This is a genomic window from Thiomonas sp. (genome assembly GCF_034007205.1).
Classification (GTDB): domain Bacteria; phylum Pseudomonadota; class Gammaproteobacteria; order Burkholderiales; family Burkholderiaceae_C; genus Thiomonas.
Genome location: NZ_JAVERI010000007.1, coordinates 132,518 through 147,101, shown reverse-complemented (window position 1 = coordinate 147,101; position 14,584 = coordinate 132,518). Strand labels below are relative to the sequence as shown.

Sequence of the window (14,584 nt, the reverse complement as noted above, 5' to 3'; positions counted from 1 at the left end):
GACTCTGTCCTTGCGTTCTTTCGCTCTCCTCTTCGCTTTCCCGTCTTTCTGCCGCCCCACCAGGATTCACCATGCCCGGATACAAACGCGTTCTGCTCAAACTCTCGGGCGAGGCCCTGATGGGCGACGATGCCTATGGCATCAACCGCGCCACCATCGAGGCCATGGTGCGGGACATTGCCGAAGTGGTGAACTCCGGCGTGCAACTGGCCATGGTCATCGGCGGGGGCAACATCTTTCGGGGCGTGGCCGGTGGTGCCGTGGGCATGGACCGGGCGACGGCCGACTATATGGGCATGCTGGCCACGGTGATGAATTCGCTGGCATTGGGCGACGCCATGAAGCATGCCGGGCTCAATCCGCGCGTGATGTCGGCCATTGCCATCGATCAGGTCGTCGAGTCCTATGTGCGGCCCAAGGCGCTGCAATACCTCGAGGAAGGCAAATCGGTAATTTTTGCGGGAGGTACGGGTAATCCGTTCTTCACCACCGACACGGCGGCCGCACTGCGTGCAGCCGAGATCGGGGCCGAGGTCATGCTCAAGGCGACCAAGGTCGATGGCATCTACACCGCCGATCCGGCCAAAGACCCGGCCGCCAGGCGCTATGCGCGCATCAGCTTCGACGAAGCCATTGCCCAGCGCCTGCAAGTGATGGATGCGACGGCCTTTGCCCTTTGCCGCGATCAGAAAATGCCGATCCGCGTGTTCAGCATCTTCAAGCCGGGGGCGCTGATGCGCGTGGTCCAGGGAGCCGATGAAGGCACCGACGTCTACGTCTGATTACCATCGCCATGTTCAAGCCCGCGCCGCGCTGCTTTTTTCGCGCAGCGGGTTTTGTTTTTTCCCGTCCCGTTTTTGGAGTGCATCATGGGAATCGCAGAGATCAAGAAAACCACGGAAGAAAAAATGCACAAGTCGATCGAGTCGCTCAAGCTCGATCTGGCCAAGGTGCGTACCGGACGCGCGCATACCGGCCTGCTCGACCATGTGATGGTGGATTACTACGGCACCCTGATGGCGATCAATCAGGTGGCGAATGTGAACCTGATCGACGCCCGCACCATCAGCGTGCAGCCGTGGGAAAAGAAAATGGTGCAGGTGGTCGAGAAGGCCATCCGCGAATCCGATCTCGGACTCAATCCCCAGACCCAGGGCGACGTCATCCGCGTGCCCATGCCCGCGCTGACCGAAGAGCGCCGCCGCGATCTGGTCAAGGTGGTCAAGCAGGAAGGCGAGGGGGCCAAGGTGGCCGTGCGCAATCTGCGCCGGGATGCGAACCAAAGCCTCAGGGATCTCGTCAAAGCCAAGGAAATCTCCGAGGATGAGGAGCGCAGGGCGCAGGACGAAGTGCAGAAAATCACCGACCGCTATATCGCCGAGATCGACAAGCAACTGGCGCAAAAAGAAGCGGAGATCATGGCGGTCTGAGTTGAAGCGGCGGCACGTTTCGCTGTTTCGATCGGCATCAAAAGCTGCGTTTCCCCCTATTCAGATGGCATGAGCAAAAAAAAACCCGCCAAGAGAGACCCGTCCACGCTGCCGCGCCATGTCGCCGTGGTGATGGACGGTAACGGACGCTGGGCGCAGCGCCGCTTTCTCCCGCGTTCTTCCGGACATAAGTTCGGTGTGGATGCGCTGAAAAAAATCGTGCGCCACTGCGCCGAAATCGGCGTTGGACATCTCACGGTGTTTGCTTTTTCTTCTGAAAACTGGGCGCGACCGGCCGAAGAAGTGCAGACCCTGATGGATCTGTTCGTCAAGGCGCTGCAGCGCGAGTCTGCGGAACTGGCCAGACAGGGTGTGCAGTTGCATGTGGTGGGCGATCTGTCGGCCTTCTCAAGCGAGATGCGCGCACTGATCGATCAGGCCGAAGCGCTGACCCGCCACAATGAGCTGCTGGTGCTCAACGTTGCGCTCAATTACGGCGGACGTTGGGACATGACGCAGGCGGCCCAGGCGCTGTTCGCCGCGCACGAGGCCCCTACGCAGCAGGCGCTGGCGCGGCATCTGGCGCTGGCGCATTCGCCCGACCCGGACCTGCTCATCCGCACCGGCGGCGAGCACCGCATCAGCAATTTCCTGCTCTGGCAACTGGCCTACACCGAGCTCTATTTCAGCGATATTCTCTGGCCTGATTTCAACCCCGAGGCTTTTGACGCCGCGCTGGCCGATTTTGCCAGCCGCCAGCGCCGCTTCGGTGGTGTGCCCGAAGCCCCATCGCAGGCCGCCGCCTGAGGCGGCTGTCACCGGATCGGCATCATGTTGCGACAGCGCGTCCTGACCGCCCTGGTGTTGATGGCGCTGCTGCTGCCCACGCTGTTCTGGCGTGATCCCCTGCCATTTGCGCTGCTGACCTTGGCGTTTTGCGCCGTGGGCATGGGGGAATGGGCACGGTTGGCGGGCTATCGTGGTTGGGGCATTCTGACTTTCTGGGCATCGATCTGGGCGGTGATGGCTGTCGCATTGCTCTGGCTGTTGCAACAGCAGGCGTGGGAGTTGGCTGCGACCTGGCTCTGGCTGGCCTGCGGCACGGCCTGGCTGCTCGCTCTGGGGCTGAGTCTGCCCCGGGCCCATTTGCCCGCAGTGCTGGCTCATCCCCTGGCGTTGGCTCTGCTGGGTTTTTTGCTGTTGCAGGCCGCCTGGCTGGCTTTGGTGCAGCTGCGCATGCAGGGCGCCCTTTTCATGCTGTCGCTGCTGGCGCTGGTCTGGGTGGCGGATATCGCCGCTTATTTTGGCGGCAGGGCCTGGGGACACCGCAAGCTCGCACCGTCGATCAGCCCTGGGAAAACGCGCGCGGGCGCCTGGTCGGCGCTGGCCGCCACGCTGTTCTATGCCGTGGTCTGCGTCAGTCTGACGCCGCTTCATCCCAATTATTTTTCGCAACTCGAAACGCGGTTCGGCTGGGTGGGGCTCGTCTTTTGGGTCGTCGTGCTGCTGGCCTTTGCCATCGGGGGCGATCTGTTCGAGTCGCTGCTCAAACGTGCGGCGGGGCAGAAGGACAGCGGCAAGTTGTTGCCGGGGCATGGCGGTGTGCTGGACCGCATCGACTCGCTCCTGCCCGTATTGCCCCTGGCCTTGCTGCTGCTGACGCTATGAAAACGGTCACCATTCTCGGCTCCACGGGATCGATCGGCGCCAATACCCTGGCGGTGCTGGCGCTGCACCCGGAGCGGTTTCGCGTGTTTGCCCTGGCGGCGCACCGCAATGCCGACAAGCTGTTTGCGCAGTGCCTCGCCTTTCGCCCCGCCTACGCCGTGCTCGGCAGTACGCAGGCGGCAAGCCGCCTGCAGCAGCGTTTGCGCGCCGAGAACTGCCCCACGGAGGTGTTGAGCGGACCCAAGGCGCTCGACGACGTGGCCGCCGCGCCCGAGGTCGATCTGGTGATGGCGGCCATCGTGGGCGCTGCCGGACTATCGGCCAGCCTCGCCGCTGCGCGCGCCGGCAAGCGCTTGCTGCTGGCCAACAAGGAGTCGCTGGTCGTCGCCGGCGATCTGCTGCTGCAGGCACTGGCTCAGGGAGGCGGTGACCTCATTCCCATCGACAGCGAGCACAGCGCCATTCAGCAAAGTCTGCCCGACGATCGCAGCCGTTGGCGGGCGGATGTGCGCAATATCGTGCTGACGGCGTCCGGCGGACCGTTTCGCCAGCGCGCGGCGCACACCCTGCATGCGGTCACGCCCGAAGAAGCGTGCGCGCACCCCAACTGGCGCATGGGCGCCAAGATCTCGGTCGATTCCGCCACCATGATGAACAAGGCGCTGGAGGTCATCGAGGCGCACTATCTTTTTGGCATGCGGCCCGAGCAGATCGAGGTGCTGATCCATCCCCAGAGCATCGTGCATTCGATGGTCAACTATCACGACGGCTCGGTGATCGCCCAGCTCGGACAGCCCGACATGCGCACCCCCATCGCTTACGGTCTGTCCTATCCCGCGCGCATCGCATCGGGGGCGCCGTGGCTCGATCTCGCTCGCGTGGGGAGGCTCGATTTCGAACAGCCCGACCCGCAGCGGTTTCCAGGACTCGCGCTCGCGTTCGAAGCCTTGCGCATGCCGGCGGGGGCCTGCGCCGTGCTCAATGCCTCGAATGAAATCGCCGTCGAAGCCTTCCTTGGTCAACGCATTCGGTTCACCGATATTTACCGGATCAATGCGGATTTGCTGGAGAGTGCACAATGCGTGGGTTGTGATTCGCTGGAGGCCCTGGCCGAACTCGACGCCCGGACGCGGCGCCAGGCGCTGCAGCGTGTCGCACAGCTCTGCGCATTGGGTTTAGAAGGCGCGAAACCATGAACCTGCTCATCACCCTGCTGGCGTTTGCCTTTGCACTCGGCGTGCTCATCACCATCCACGAGTACGGCCACTACCGTGTCGCCGTCGCCTGCGGCGTCAAGGTGCTGCGGTTTTCCATCGGCTTTGGCAAGCCCCTGCTGCGCTGGACGCGAGGCGCCGACCGCACCGAATTCACCCTGGCCTGGATACCGCTGGGTGGCTATGTGAAGATGCTCGACGAGCGCGAGGGCGAAGTGCCTGATGCCGAACTGCCGCGCGCGTTCAATCGGCAGAGCCTGTCCAGGCGCGCGGCCATCGTTGCCGCAGGCCCGGCGGCCAATCTCTTGCTCGCCGTAGCGCTGTTTGCCGTGGTGGCGATGGTGGGCGTGCGCGAGCCGGTTGCCATTCTGGGCGCGCCGCCGGCACAGTCGGCCGCAGCCGCAGCGGGCGTGCAGGGCGGCGAGCGGGTCGTCGCGGTGGTGCGCGATGGCGCGGAACAGGCGGTGCAGAGCTGGACGGGTCTGCGCTGGACGCTGTTGAACGCAGCGATGAACGGCCAGCGCATCATCCTTGTCGTGGAACGCAAGGCGGGGGGAGCGACGCATGAAATCCCGCTCGATTTCTCTGCCAGCATGCGTGCAGCAGAAAGCGCCGGTTTCCTCACGACCTACGGATTGCATCTGCAAAGCCCGCCGGCCGAGATCCGGGAGGTCGTCGCGGGCGGACCGGCGCAGCGCAGCGGCCTGCTTGCCGGCGACCGCATCGTTGCAGTCGATGGCGTGCGCATCGCTACGGCCAACGCGCTGATGCGCGCCATTCAAACCTCGGAGGGCAAGCCCATGAGGCTCGAGGTGGACCGGGCCGGACGCCTCTTTCAAACCGAGTTGCGAGCCGAGCCGGTGCAGGTGGGTGGCCGCAAGGTCTGGCGCATCGAGGCCATGCTGGGCGGGGAAATCCCCACCGTGAAAATCGAGCGCAACCCGCTGCAGGCCCTGCAGGACGGCGTGCAGCGCACCTGGGATCTTTCGGTGCTGACTCTCAAGACGCTCGGGCGCATGGTGATCGGTCAGGCTTCGCTGCAAAACTTGAGCGGCCCGATCACGATTGCCGATTACGCCGGCAAAAGCGCCGAGCTGGGATGGATGGCCTACATGAGTTTTCTGGCCGTGGTCAGCGTCAGTCTGGGCGTGCTCAACCTGCTGCCTCTGCCCGTTCTGGATGGGGGGCATCTCCTGTATTATGCGTATGAGGGATTGACCCGCCGCAGCGTCTCGCAGCGCTGGCAGGAAAGGCTGCAGCAAGGCGGTCTCGCGGTCATCGCCATGATGATGGCCATCGCCCTCTACAACGATCTGGCGCGCTTGCTCGGCCAGATGCACTGATTCCATCGAGGTCAATTTGAGGTTTTCTCCCGCACTTCGTTGTGCGACGGTGGCCGTGGCCGCCGTTGCGGGCGTGCAAGCACACGCAGCTGAGTCGTTCACCATCAAGGACATCCGCGTCGTTGGTCTGCAAAGAACCGAACCCGGCACCGTGTTCAGCTATCTGCCGTTTCGGGTGGGTCAGACGTATACGCCCGAGAGCGGGGCGGCAGCCATTCGCGCCCTGTTCGCCACCGGCTTGTTCAAGAACGTCCGCATCGAAACCGACCATGATGTCGTCACCCTCATCGTCGAGGAGCGTCCGACCATCGCCGGGGTCGAGTTCGCCGGAACCAAGGAGTTCGACAAAAAAGCCCTGACGACAGCGCTGGCCTCCGTCGGGCTGGCCGAGGCCCGGCCTTACGACCAGGCGCTGATCGATCAGGCCGTTCAGGAACTCAAGCAGCAGTATCTGGCCAAGGGTTTCTACGGCACCGAGGTCAACGTCACGACCACGCCGCTGCCGCGCAACCGGGTGAACGTGCTGTTCACCGTGGTCGAGGGGCAGATCGCCAAGATCCGTTCCATTCGCGTCGTGGGCAACAAGGTGTTCAGCGAGGGCACGCTGCTGGGTCTGTTTACCCTGAGTACGCCGGGCTGGCTGAGCTGGTATACCAAGGACGACCAGTATTCCAAGGCCAAGCTCAATACCGATCTGGAAACCCTGCGTTCCTTCTATCAGGATCGGGGCTATCTCGATTTCCGCATCGAGTCCACGCAGGTGGCTTTGTCGCCCGACAAGGATGGCATCTACATCACCGTCAACGTCCACGAAGGGCCGAAATACACCGTGTCGGGCTATCAGCTTGCGGGCAACTATCTCGGACAGGACGATGAATTCCGTGCCCTGGTCAAGCTCAAACCGGGCGAAACCTATAGCGCACAGGCGCTCAACGACAGCGTCAAGGCCATCACCAACCAGTTCGGTGTGTATGGTTACGCCTTTGCCCGGGTGGAGGCTAAGCCGGTGATCGACCGCCAGACCGATCAGGTGTCCTTCACCCTGACCGCCGAACCGGGCAAGCGCATCTATGTGCGCCGCATCGACATTGCGGGCAATACCCGCACGCGCGACGAAGTCATCCGCCGCGAATTCCGGCAATTCGAAGACTCGTGGTACGACTCCGACCGCATCAAGCTCTCGCGCGACCGGGTGGATCGCCTGGGCTACTTCAAGAATGTGACCCTGCAGCCGCGCGAGGTGCCCGGCACCAACGACCAGGTCGATCTGGACATGAACGTGGAAGAGAAGCCCACCGGCAGTCTGTCTCTGGGGGTGGGCTTTTCGAGCGCGGACAAGCTCTCGTTCAACGCCGGGATCAGCCAGGACAATGTCTTCGGCAGCGGCAACAATCTTGCGGTCGATTTCAACACGTCGAGCTATTACCGCACCCTGTCGGTGTCGAGCACCAATCCGTACTTCACCGAAGACGGCATCAGTCGCACGGTGAATGCGTACTACCGCACCATCCAGCCATACAGCAGCCAGGGCAACAACTACAAGATCGTCACGCCGGGATTCAATCTGCAGTTCGGCATTCCGTTCACCGAGGAAGATCGGGTGTTCTTCGGCGCCGGTTACGAGCGCTACACCCTCGATCTTTCGCCCGGCGCGCCAGCCTCGTACATTGCCTATGTCAACCAGTTCGGCAAGACCTCCAGCGGCATTCCGCTGACCATCGGCTGGCAGCGCGACAGCCGCAACAGTGCCCTGGTTCCCTCCGATGGCCGCTATCAGCGCCTGAGCTTCGAGATCAGTCCGTTCAGCACCCTGCGCTACGACCGCATCACCTACCAATACCAGCAATACCTGCCGCTCACACGAACCACCAATCTGGCGTTCAACGGGCTGGTGGGCTATGCCCACGGGCTGAACGGCCGTCCGCTGCCGGTATTCAAGAATCTGTACGCCGGCGGAATCGGCACCGTGCGCGGGTTTGAGCAAAGCTCGCTGGGCCCGCAGGACGCCCAAGGCAATGCGCTGGGCGGCGCCAAAATGCTGGTCGCCGATTTCGAGTATCAGTTTCCCTTCCCCGGCACGGGCGCGGATAAATCGCTGCGCATGTCGTTCTTCAATGACAACGGCTATGTCTGGGGCGAGAACCAGAAAGTCAGCCTGAGCGATATGCGCTCGTCCGTCGGTATCGGCGTGTCCTGGATTTCACCCATCGGCCCGTTGAAGTTCAGTGTGGCCAAGGCGATACGCTACAAGTCCACCGATAAACTCCAGCGCTTCCAGTTCACGGTTGGCGCCGGTTTCTAACCTCATTCGATTTCCATGAAATTTCACACCCTAACTCGCACCCTTCTGGCCGCGGTCTGCACCACTGCGTTTTTGGTCTGCGCGCCCGTCATGGCGCAGACGGCGACGGCATCAGCGGCCGTCGCTGCGGCGAATGCGCCGATCAAGATCGGCTTCATCAATACCGAGCGGGTTCTGAAGGACTCGGCTCTGGCCAAGGCGGCGCAGCAGAGACTCGAGGCCGAGTTTTCCCGGCGCGACAAGGAATTGCAGGACATGGCGGCTAGGATCAAGGCAGCCAACGACAACCTGGAAAAGAACGGCCCGGTCATGTCGGACGCCGATCGCATCAAGGCGCAGCAGAACCTCGTGGACATGAACCGGGAATTCCAGCGCAAGCAGCGTGAATTTTCGGAAGACCTCAATGCCCGCCGCAACGAGGCGCTGGCCACGGTGCTCGACAAGGCCAACAAGGTCGTGCGCGACATTGCGCAGAAAGATCACTACGACATCATTTTCCAGGAAGCGGTGTACGTCAATCCGCGCATCGACATCACCGACAAGGTGCTCAAGGCGCTGGATGCACAGTCGGGCAAGTGAGCCTGTGGGCCTTGTCGACGCCTGATGCATCCATGGACGGGCTGACGCTTGAGCAGATCGCGGCTCGGCTCGGCGGTGAACTCGTCGGCGACGGGCAAGCGGTCGTTCAGCGCCTGCGGCCGATCGCCACGGCCACGGCATCCGACATCACCTTCCTGAACCGGGACAAACTGCGCCCACTGCTGGCCGAAACCGCAGCGGGCGCGGTCATCCTGCCCGAGTCCCTGCGAGGCATCTTGCCGAAGTCGGGCAACGCGATTTACACCCGCGACCCCTATCTGTATTACGCGCACCTGTCGCAGTGGTTCTGGCAGCTGGGGCAGCCGGCATTCCAGCCGGGGCGTCATCACACTGCGCAGATCGATCCCGCTGCCCGGGTCTCGCCGGATGCCCGCATCGAGGCCTTTGCCGTCATCGAGGCAGGAGCCGAAATTGCGCAAGGGGTGCATATCGGAGCAGGGTGTTTTGTGGGGCGCGATGCGGTCATCGGGCCTGGCTGCATCCTGCATCCGCGCAGCAGCGTGGGGTGGGGATGTCGGCTCGGCGCGCGCTGCGTGCTGCAGTCGGGTGCAGTCATCGGCAGCGATGGCTTCGGCTATGCCCGGGATGCGAGCGGCGCCGGGGTGAAGATCGCGCAGGTCGGCATCGCCGTGCTGGGGGACGATGTGGAGGTGGGAGCCAACAGCACCATCGATCGCGGCGCGCTCGACAATACCGAAATCGGTGTGGGAGTGAAGATCGACAATCTGGTGCAGATCGCGCACAACGTTCGCATCGGCGCGCATACCGCGCTGGCGGGCTGTGTCGGCGTATCGGGCAGCGCGGAAATCGGCGCCTACTGCTTCATCGGCGGAGGGGTCGGCATCGCGGGGCATTTGAGCATCGCCGACGGCGTGGTCATCGGCGGCATGTCGCTGGTATCGCGTTCGGTGCGCCAGCCGGGCATGTACACAGGCGCCTTTCCGCTGGACACCCACGCCAACTGGGAACGCAATGCAGCGACCGTGCGGCAGTTGCACCAATTGCGCGACCGCATCCGCCATCTTGAGCAATACATCGAGTCTTTGAAAATAGAACCATCGACATGACGATCACGCAAGACATTACACAAATCCTTGAACTGCTTCCGCACCGCTACCCCATGCTGCTGGTCGATCGCGTGGTCGAACAAGTCAATGGCCAGTACATCAAGGCCTACAAGAACGTCACCGTCAACGAGCCGTTTTTCACCGGTCATTTTCCACAAAAGCCCATCATGCCCGGCGTGCTGATTCTGGAGGCGCTGGCGCAGGCCTCGGGCATTCTGGCGTTTGGATCAGTGGGCAAGACCCCTGCGCAAGGCTCGCTCTACTACCTGGTGGGCATCGACAACGCGCGCTTCAAGCAGCCGGTCGTTCCGGGCGATCGGCTGGATCTGTTTGTCGAGATGACGCGCAATATGCGGGGCATCTACAAATTCACGGCAGAGGCCTCGGTCGAAGGGCGGGCAGTCGCGCAGGCCGAACTGATGTGCACCGAGCGCAGCGTGTCCTGAATTTCCGCATGACCAAGATTCATTCCACGGCGCAGGTCGATCCGGGTGCGGAAATCGCCGACGATGTCGAGATCGGCCCCTATGCACTGATCGGTCCCAAGGTGCGCATCGGTGCGGGCACGCGCGTGGGGGCGCATGTCATCATCGAGGGACGAACGCGCATCGGCGACTTCAACCGGTTGCACCCTTTCAGCGTGATCGGCGGCGAGCCGCAGGACAAAAAATACGGGGGCGAGGAGACGGCGCTGGAAATCGGCGATCGCAATGTGATCCGCGAATACTGCACCCTGCACATCGGCACGGTGCAGGATGGCGGCATCACCCGGGTCGGCAGCGACAACTGGATCATGGCTTACGTGCATATCGCGCACGACTGTCAGGTCGGCAGTCACACCATCTTTGCCAACAATGCGCAGTTGGCGGGCCATGTGCATGTAGGCGACTGGGCGGTGCTGGGCGGCTATACCGGTGTGCATCAATTCGTGCGCATCGGCGCGCATGTGATGACGGGCATCAGCTCGGTCATCCTGCAGGACGTGCCGCCCTACGCCCTGGTCGCCGGCAATCCGGCCAGGCCGCATGGCATCAACGCCGAAGGGTTGCGCCGCAGAGGATTCACGCCTGATCAGATCTCCGCACTGCGTGCTGCGTACCGTGTGCTGTATCGCCAGGGACTCACGCTGGAGCAGGCGCGCGCTGCGTTGGCCGATCTGATCGCCGCGCGGCCGCAGGCGGCCGAATCGCTCGGTGTGCTGCTGGCGTTCCTGGCCGATTCCGGCCGGGGCATCGTCCGATCATGAGAGCGCCCCCAGACCTGCCGCTGCGCGTCAGGCCCCCCGAGGGGGTGAGAAACACTTGGGGCGGCCCGGCGTGTTTCTCAGGATGGCGATGAACGCCCGCACCTTGGCCTTCGTCGCCGGAGAGTCCTCGGGCGACCTGCTGGCCGGGCATATCCTGCGGGCACTGCACGATCGGGCTCCTGGGCTGAACACAGTGGGTATCGGCGGGCCGCGCATGCAGGCTGCAGGATTCGATGCCTGGTGGCCCAGCGAACGCCTCGCGGTCAACGGCTATGCCGACGTGCTGGCGCGCCTGCCCGAGCTGTTGCTGATGCGGCGGCGTCTGCGCCAACGCCTGCTGGCCGCGCCGCCTGCAGTGTTCGTCGGGGTGGATGCGCCGGATTTCAATCTGCAGTTGGAACGGCGCCTGCGGCAGGCGGGTATACCGGTGGCGCATCTGGTGAGTCCATCCATCTGGGCCTGGCGACGCGAGCGCATCGAATTGATCCGCCAAGCCGTCGATCACATGCTCTGTGTTTTTCCCTTCGAGCCCGCGCTGTATGCCGATACGGGCGTGAAGGCGACTTACATCGGCCATCCCCTGGCCGAGGTCATTCCGCTCGAACCCGACCGCGAGGCGGCGCGGCGCGCGCTGGCCCTGCCTGCTGAAGGCCGCTGTCTGGCCGTGTTGCCGGGCAGCCGCCGGGCGGAGGTCAAGCATCTCATCGACCCTTTTCTGGCAGCCGCTGAGCAGTTGGTGCAGCGCGGCCTGATGTCGCGGGTGGTCGTGCCGATCGCGCACGCGGGGCTGCGGCCCAGGGTGTTGCAGGCGGCGGCCGCCTATCCTGACCTGCCCTTGCACTTGATCGACGGCCAGTCGCACGCGGTGCTGGCCGCCTGCGATCTCGCCCTGGTCGCCAGCGGCACGGCCACGCTGGAATGTGCGTTGTTCAAGCGGCCCATGGTGATCGGCTATCGCCTGTCGGGGATTTCTTACCGCATGATGGCTGGACGAGGCTATCTGCCCGACGTCGGCCTGCCCAATATCCTCGCGGGCAAACGTCTGGTGCCCGAGTTGTTACAGCATGACTGCACCCCACAGACTCTGGCCGATGCCGCCAGTGATCTGCTGGAGCATCCGGCGCAATTGCAGCAACTGCAAGACCGCTTTGCCGAGATGCACCTGAGTCTGAGGCGGGATACGGCGGCGCTGGCGTCGCAGGCCATTCTCGACTTGATGCCGGCATGACGCAGACCGCCTTGTTCGCCGCAGCACACGACGCCCCCGTCGCCCGCATTGCCGGCTGCGACGAAGTCGGGCGGGGGCCGTGGGCCGGGCCGGTGGTGGCGGCTGTCGTGGTGCTCGACCCCGCCCATCCCATCGCCGGGCTGGCCGATTCCAAGCTGCTGAGCGCCCGCCGCCGCGAGGAACTCGATGCGCAAATCCGGGCGTACAGCCTGGGGTGGAGCATCGCCGAGAGTTCGGTCGAAGAAATCGATCGGCACAACATCCTGCAGGCCACGCTGCTGGCCATGCAGCGCGCGGTGGCAGCGCTGCCCTGCCAGATCGACCTGCTGCTCGTCGATGGCAAGCAAACGCCCCGGGTCGCCATGCCCTGCCGCGCCATCGTTGGCGGCGATGCCGCGCACCCGGCGATCAGCGCGGCTTCCATCATCGCCAAGGTGTACCGCGACCGCCTGATGGCCGAGTTGGCGCAGCGCCACCCGGGCTACGGTTTCGAGCGCCACAGCGGCTATGGCACGGCGGCGCACCGCGCGGCTTTGCTTACACTGGGGCCCTGCGCGGCACACCGCCGCAGCTTTGCCCCCATCCGCCGTCTGTTGGTTCCCCCTCGTTGAAGGACGTCGTGTCGTGAAGCGCATCACCTCGGCTGAAAACCCGCTGATCAAAACCCTGCGCAGCCTGTCCACCGAGCCGGGTGCTGTGCGCAAGCTCGGGCAGGTCTGGCTGGAGGGCATTCATCTCATCGAAGCCGCGCTCGCCGCGGGCCATGCCGCCGAGCCGCTGATCACCACCGACACGGGCCTGCTCGACCCCGAAATCGCCGCTTTGGTCGAACGGGTCGGCACCACGCAGACCGTCGTCCTCCACCAGGCCCTGTTCAACTGGATCACCGCGGTGGAAAACGGCCCGCCGGTGGGTATGTTGATCGCTCGACCCAAGTCGTCCAAGCCCCGCGCAGGCAGCGCGCTCATCCTCGACCGGGTGCAGGATGCCGGGAATGTGGGCACCATGCTGCGCACCGCCGCCGCGGCGGGTTGCGGCGCGGCCTATCTGCTGCGGGGTTGCGCCGGGGTGTGGTCGCCGAAAGTGCTGCGCGCCGCCATGGGCGCGCATTTCGTCATCCCGGTGTTCGAAGACCCGCCCTGGGAGCAGGTGCTCAACATCGTGCCGCGCCCGATCTACGCCACGCATCTGCAGGCGGATACGCTGCTGTATGAACTCGATCTGAGGCAGCCCGTGACCTGGATCTTTGGCAACGAAGGGCAGGGCATCTCCGACGCGCTGGTGGCCAAATGCTCCGCGCTGGTGCGCATTCCCCAGGCCGATGGCGTGGAGTCGCTCAATGTGGCGGCGTCGGCGGCGATCTGCCTCTATGAAGGCGTGCGGCAGTCTCAGTTCAACGTGCTCCCTGGCTGAAGTCTGTTTCAGGCGGCAGGTTTGCGCAGCAGCGCCAGCGACAGCGACTGGGCCGAAGCCCAGACCCGGCCGCCCAGGCTCATGTGGGTGACGTGGAGTTTGACGCCATGCTCGGCAGCCAGCTTTTTCAGCGCCTGCATTTCGGGCCAGTCGCGCAGTTCACGCAGACTGCCATCGAAGCTGAGCTGAATCACCGGGGCCGCCAGGGCGTTGGTCCAGATGGCCTGCGCCGCGGCATCGATCACCTGCGAGGCGGCGGTCTTCCACTTGCTCGTTCGCGCTTCAAGCTCGAACGCTCCGGCCTTGCAGCTCAAGACCGGGTAGCGGTGCATGATCTGCGTCAGCCGCGTGCTGCATGCCTGTACCCAGGGGGAAAGGTCGGGATGCTCAAGCCGCCCCAGCGTGAAGGCGACATCGGCGGGATGACCCGGAGCCAGCCACACCTCGGTCTGGTCGGCCAGCGTCTGGGCATGTTGTCGCAGGGCCGGGATGTCGCCCATGCGCATCTCGGGCGAATTCAGCAGCAGGCGCGCCAGCAGGGCCGGGCCGCTGAGCAGCGAGCGGGTGTCGATGACCTCCAGGGCATAGTCGGGCCGGAGATGGCGTTCGCGGCGCAGATGGGCGATTTCGTCCTGATGATGCTTGATCATCTGCTCGACGCTGCGGCTGGCCTCCACCAGCGCCGGGTGCGTGGCGAGCAGCAACAGACGATCGAAGTTGAGCGCCAGATGGGGGTGCATGCGGTAGCTCAGCGCCTCGACGGACGGCGCGCTGACCTCGGCGCTGCGAATGCGCTCGTGGCTGAGCTGGCGCGACACGGTGCGGACTTCCGCCGTTCCCTTGTCCAGCAGCGTTCGTCCCGGCCACTGGATGGTCAGCGGCAGAATGCGCACCCGCCGATCCGCCGCCAGGGTGCCCGACAGATCGGTGCCCGCATCGACCATCAATCCGGTCAGCGGAATCTGCGCCCGATCGGGATCGATGGGCAGCGCCTCCTCGCGTTCGGGGATTTTCTGCTGGGTCGAGGCAAAGCCGAGCAGGTAGGCGTTTCGTTCGCTGTTGCGCATGGGTAT

Annotated in this window: 15 protein-coding genes; 14 read left to right on the top strand and 1 reads right to left on the bottom strand. The window is 64.2% G+C overall.

All coding sequences use genetic code 11. From position 1 onward, the window contains the following. Positions 1 to 71: 71 nt before the first annotated feature. The 14 genes from pyrH (at position 72) to RBR52_RS07730 (ending at position 13,511) form a co-directional block, all read left to right on the top strand. Entirely contained in the window at positions 72 to 782 is a 711-nt protein-coding gene (pyrH, locus tag RBR52_RS07795; RefSeq protein ID WP_320376635.1) for a UMP kinase, read from the top strand. 87 nt (positions 783 to 869) lie between these two features. After that, positions 870 to 1,430, top strand: coding sequence for a ribosome recycling factor (gene frr / locus RBR52_RS07790; RefSeq protein WP_320376634.1), 561 nt, complete (start codon positions 870 to 872; stop codon positions 1,428 to 1,430). Between the two features lie 69 nt (positions 1,431 to 1,499). Next, entirely contained in the window at positions 1,500 to 2,237 is a 738-nt protein-coding gene (gene uppS, locus RBR52_RS07785; RefSeq protein ID WP_320376633.1) for a polyprenyl diphosphate synthase, read from the top strand. Positions 2,238 to 2,261: 24 nt separating this feature from the next. Beyond that, positions 2,262 to 3,098 carry a phosphatidate cytidylyltransferase gene (locus tag RBR52_RS07780; RefSeq protein WP_320376632.1) on the top strand — a complete coding sequence of 279 codons (837 nt, stop codon included), beginning with the start codon at positions 2,262 to 2,264 and terminating at the stop codon, positions 3,096 to 3,098. Further along, complete coding sequence (gene ispC / locus RBR52_RS07775; RefSeq protein ID WP_320376631.1) at positions 3,095 to 4,294, top strand: 1-deoxy-D-xylulose-5-phosphate reductoisomerase; 1,200 nt, start codon at positions 3,095 to 3,097, stop codon at positions 4,292 to 4,294. The genes RBR52_RS07780 and ispC overlap by 4 nt, the downstream gene beginning before the upstream one ends. Next, a complete protein-coding gene (gene rseP / locus RBR52_RS07770) occupies positions 4,291 to 5,655 on the top strand; it encodes an RIP metalloprotease RseP (RefSeq protein WP_320376630.1) in 1,365 nt (454 codons plus the stop codon). The genes ispC and rseP overlap by 4 nt, the downstream gene beginning before the upstream one ends. A gap of 16 nt (positions 5,656 to 5,671) precedes the next feature. Next, the gene (bamA, locus tag RBR52_RS07765; protein ID WP_413818308.1) at positions 5,672 to 7,957 is read left to right on the top strand and encodes an outer membrane protein assembly factor BamA; all 2,286 of its coding nucleotides are present in this window, start codon (positions 5,672 to 5,674) and stop codon (positions 7,955 to 7,957) included. A gap of 90 nt (positions 7,958 to 8,047) precedes the next feature. Next, a complete protein-coding gene (locus tag RBR52_RS07760) occupies positions 8,048 to 8,536 on the top strand; it encodes an OmpH family outer membrane protein (RefSeq protein ID WP_320376667.1) in 489 nt (162 codons plus the stop codon). Between the two features lie 32 nt (positions 8,537 to 8,568). Continuing rightward, positions 8,569 to 9,624, top strand: a complete 1,056-nt coding sequence (gene lpxD / locus RBR52_RS07755) for a UDP-3-O-(3-hydroxymyristoyl)glucosamine N-acyltransferase (protein ID WP_320376628.1) — start codon at positions 8,569 to 8,571, stop codon at positions 9,622 to 9,624. Further along, positions 9,621 to 10,070: a 3-hydroxyacyl-ACP dehydratase FabZ gene (fabZ, locus tag RBR52_RS07750; protein ID WP_320376627.1), complete on the top strand. Its 450-nt coding sequence runs from the start codon at positions 9,621 to 9,623 to the stop codon at positions 10,068 to 10,070. The genes lpxD and fabZ overlap by 4 nt, the downstream gene beginning before the upstream one ends. An 8-nt stretch (positions 10,071 to 10,078) precedes the next feature. Further along, positions 10,079 to 10,870 (top strand): acyl-ACP--UDP-N-acetylglucosamine O-acyltransferase, encoded by a 792-nt coding sequence (gene lpxA / locus RBR52_RS07745; RefSeq protein WP_320376626.1) that lies wholly within the window; start codon positions 10,079 to 10,081, stop codon positions 10,868 to 10,870. An 88-nt stretch (positions 10,871 to 10,958) separates the two neighbouring features. Beyond that, on the top strand, positions 10,959 to 12,098 hold the full coding sequence (gene lpxB / locus RBR52_RS07740) for a lipid-A-disaccharide synthase (protein WP_320376625.1): 1,140 nt from the start codon (positions 10,959 to 10,961) through the stop codon (positions 12,096 to 12,098). After that, positions 12,095 to 12,709: a ribonuclease HII gene (gene rnhB, locus RBR52_RS07735; protein WP_320376624.1), complete on the top strand. Its 615-nt coding sequence runs from the start codon at positions 12,095 to 12,097 to the stop codon at positions 12,707 to 12,709. The genes lpxB and rnhB overlap by 4 nt, the downstream gene beginning before the upstream one ends. 13 nt (positions 12,710 to 12,722) lie before the next feature. Continuing rightward, entirely contained in the window at positions 12,723 to 13,511 is a 789-nt protein-coding gene (locus RBR52_RS07730; protein ID WP_320376623.1) for an RNA methyltransferase, read from the top strand. A gap of 8 nt (positions 13,512 to 13,519) precedes the next feature. On the opposite strand, the gene RBR52_RS07725 is transcribed toward RBR52_RS07730, so the two are convergent. Next, positions 13,520 to 14,578, bottom strand: coding sequence for a hypothetical protein (locus tag RBR52_RS07725; protein WP_320376622.1), 1,059 nt, complete (start codon positions 14,576 to 14,578; stop codon positions 13,520 to 13,522). Positions 14,579 to 14,584: the final 6 nt, after the last annotated feature.

Bases quoted from the DNA above. Each gene is read 5' to 3' on its own strand.
- rnhB (WP_320376624.1), top strand. From the start codon at position 12,095: ATGACGCAGACCGCCTTGTTCGCCGCAGCACACGACGCCCCCGTCGCC.
- lpxB (WP_320376625.1), top strand. From the start codon at position 10,959: ATGAACGCCCGCACCTTGGCCTTCGTCGCCGGAGAGTCCTCGGGCGAC.
- lpxD (WP_320376628.1), top strand. From the start codon at position 8,569: ATGGACGGGCTGACGCTTGAGCAGATCGCGGCTCGGCTCGGCGGTGAA.
- RBR52_RS07725 (WP_320376622.1), bottom strand. From the start codon at position 14,578: ATGCGCAACAGCGAACGAAACGCCTACCTGCTCGGCTTTGCCTCGACC.
- lpxA (WP_320376626.1), top strand. From the start codon at position 10,079: ATGACCAAGATTCATTCCACGGCGCAGGTCGATCCGGGTGCGGAAATC.
- pyrH (WP_320376635.1), top strand. From the start codon at position 72: ATGCCCGGATACAAACGCGTTCTGCTCAAACTCTCGGGCGAGGCCCTG.
- RBR52_RS07780 (WP_320376632.1), top strand. From the start codon at position 2,262: ATGTTGCGACAGCGCGTCCTGACCGCCCTGGTGTTGATGGCGCTGCTG.
- uppS (WP_320376633.1), top strand. From the start codon at position 1,500: ATGAGCAAAAAAAAACCCGCCAAGAGAGACCCGTCCACGCTGCCGCGC.
- fabZ (WP_320376627.1), top strand. From the start codon at position 9,621: ATGACGATCACGCAAGACATTACACAAATCCTTGAACTGCTTCCGCAC.
- rseP (WP_320376630.1), top strand. From the start codon at position 4,291: ATGAACCTGCTCATCACCCTGCTGGCGTTTGCCTTTGCACTCGGCGTG.
- ispC (WP_320376631.1), top strand. From the start codon at position 3,095: ATGAAAACGGTCACCATTCTCGGCTCCACGGGATCGATCGGCGCCAAT.
- frr (WP_320376634.1), top strand. From the start codon at position 870: ATGGGAATCGCAGAGATCAAGAAAACCACGGAAGAAAAAATGCACAAG.
- RBR52_RS07760 (WP_320376667.1), top strand. From the start codon at position 8,048: ATGGCGCAGACGGCGACGGCATCAGCGGCCGTCGCTGCGGCGAATGCG.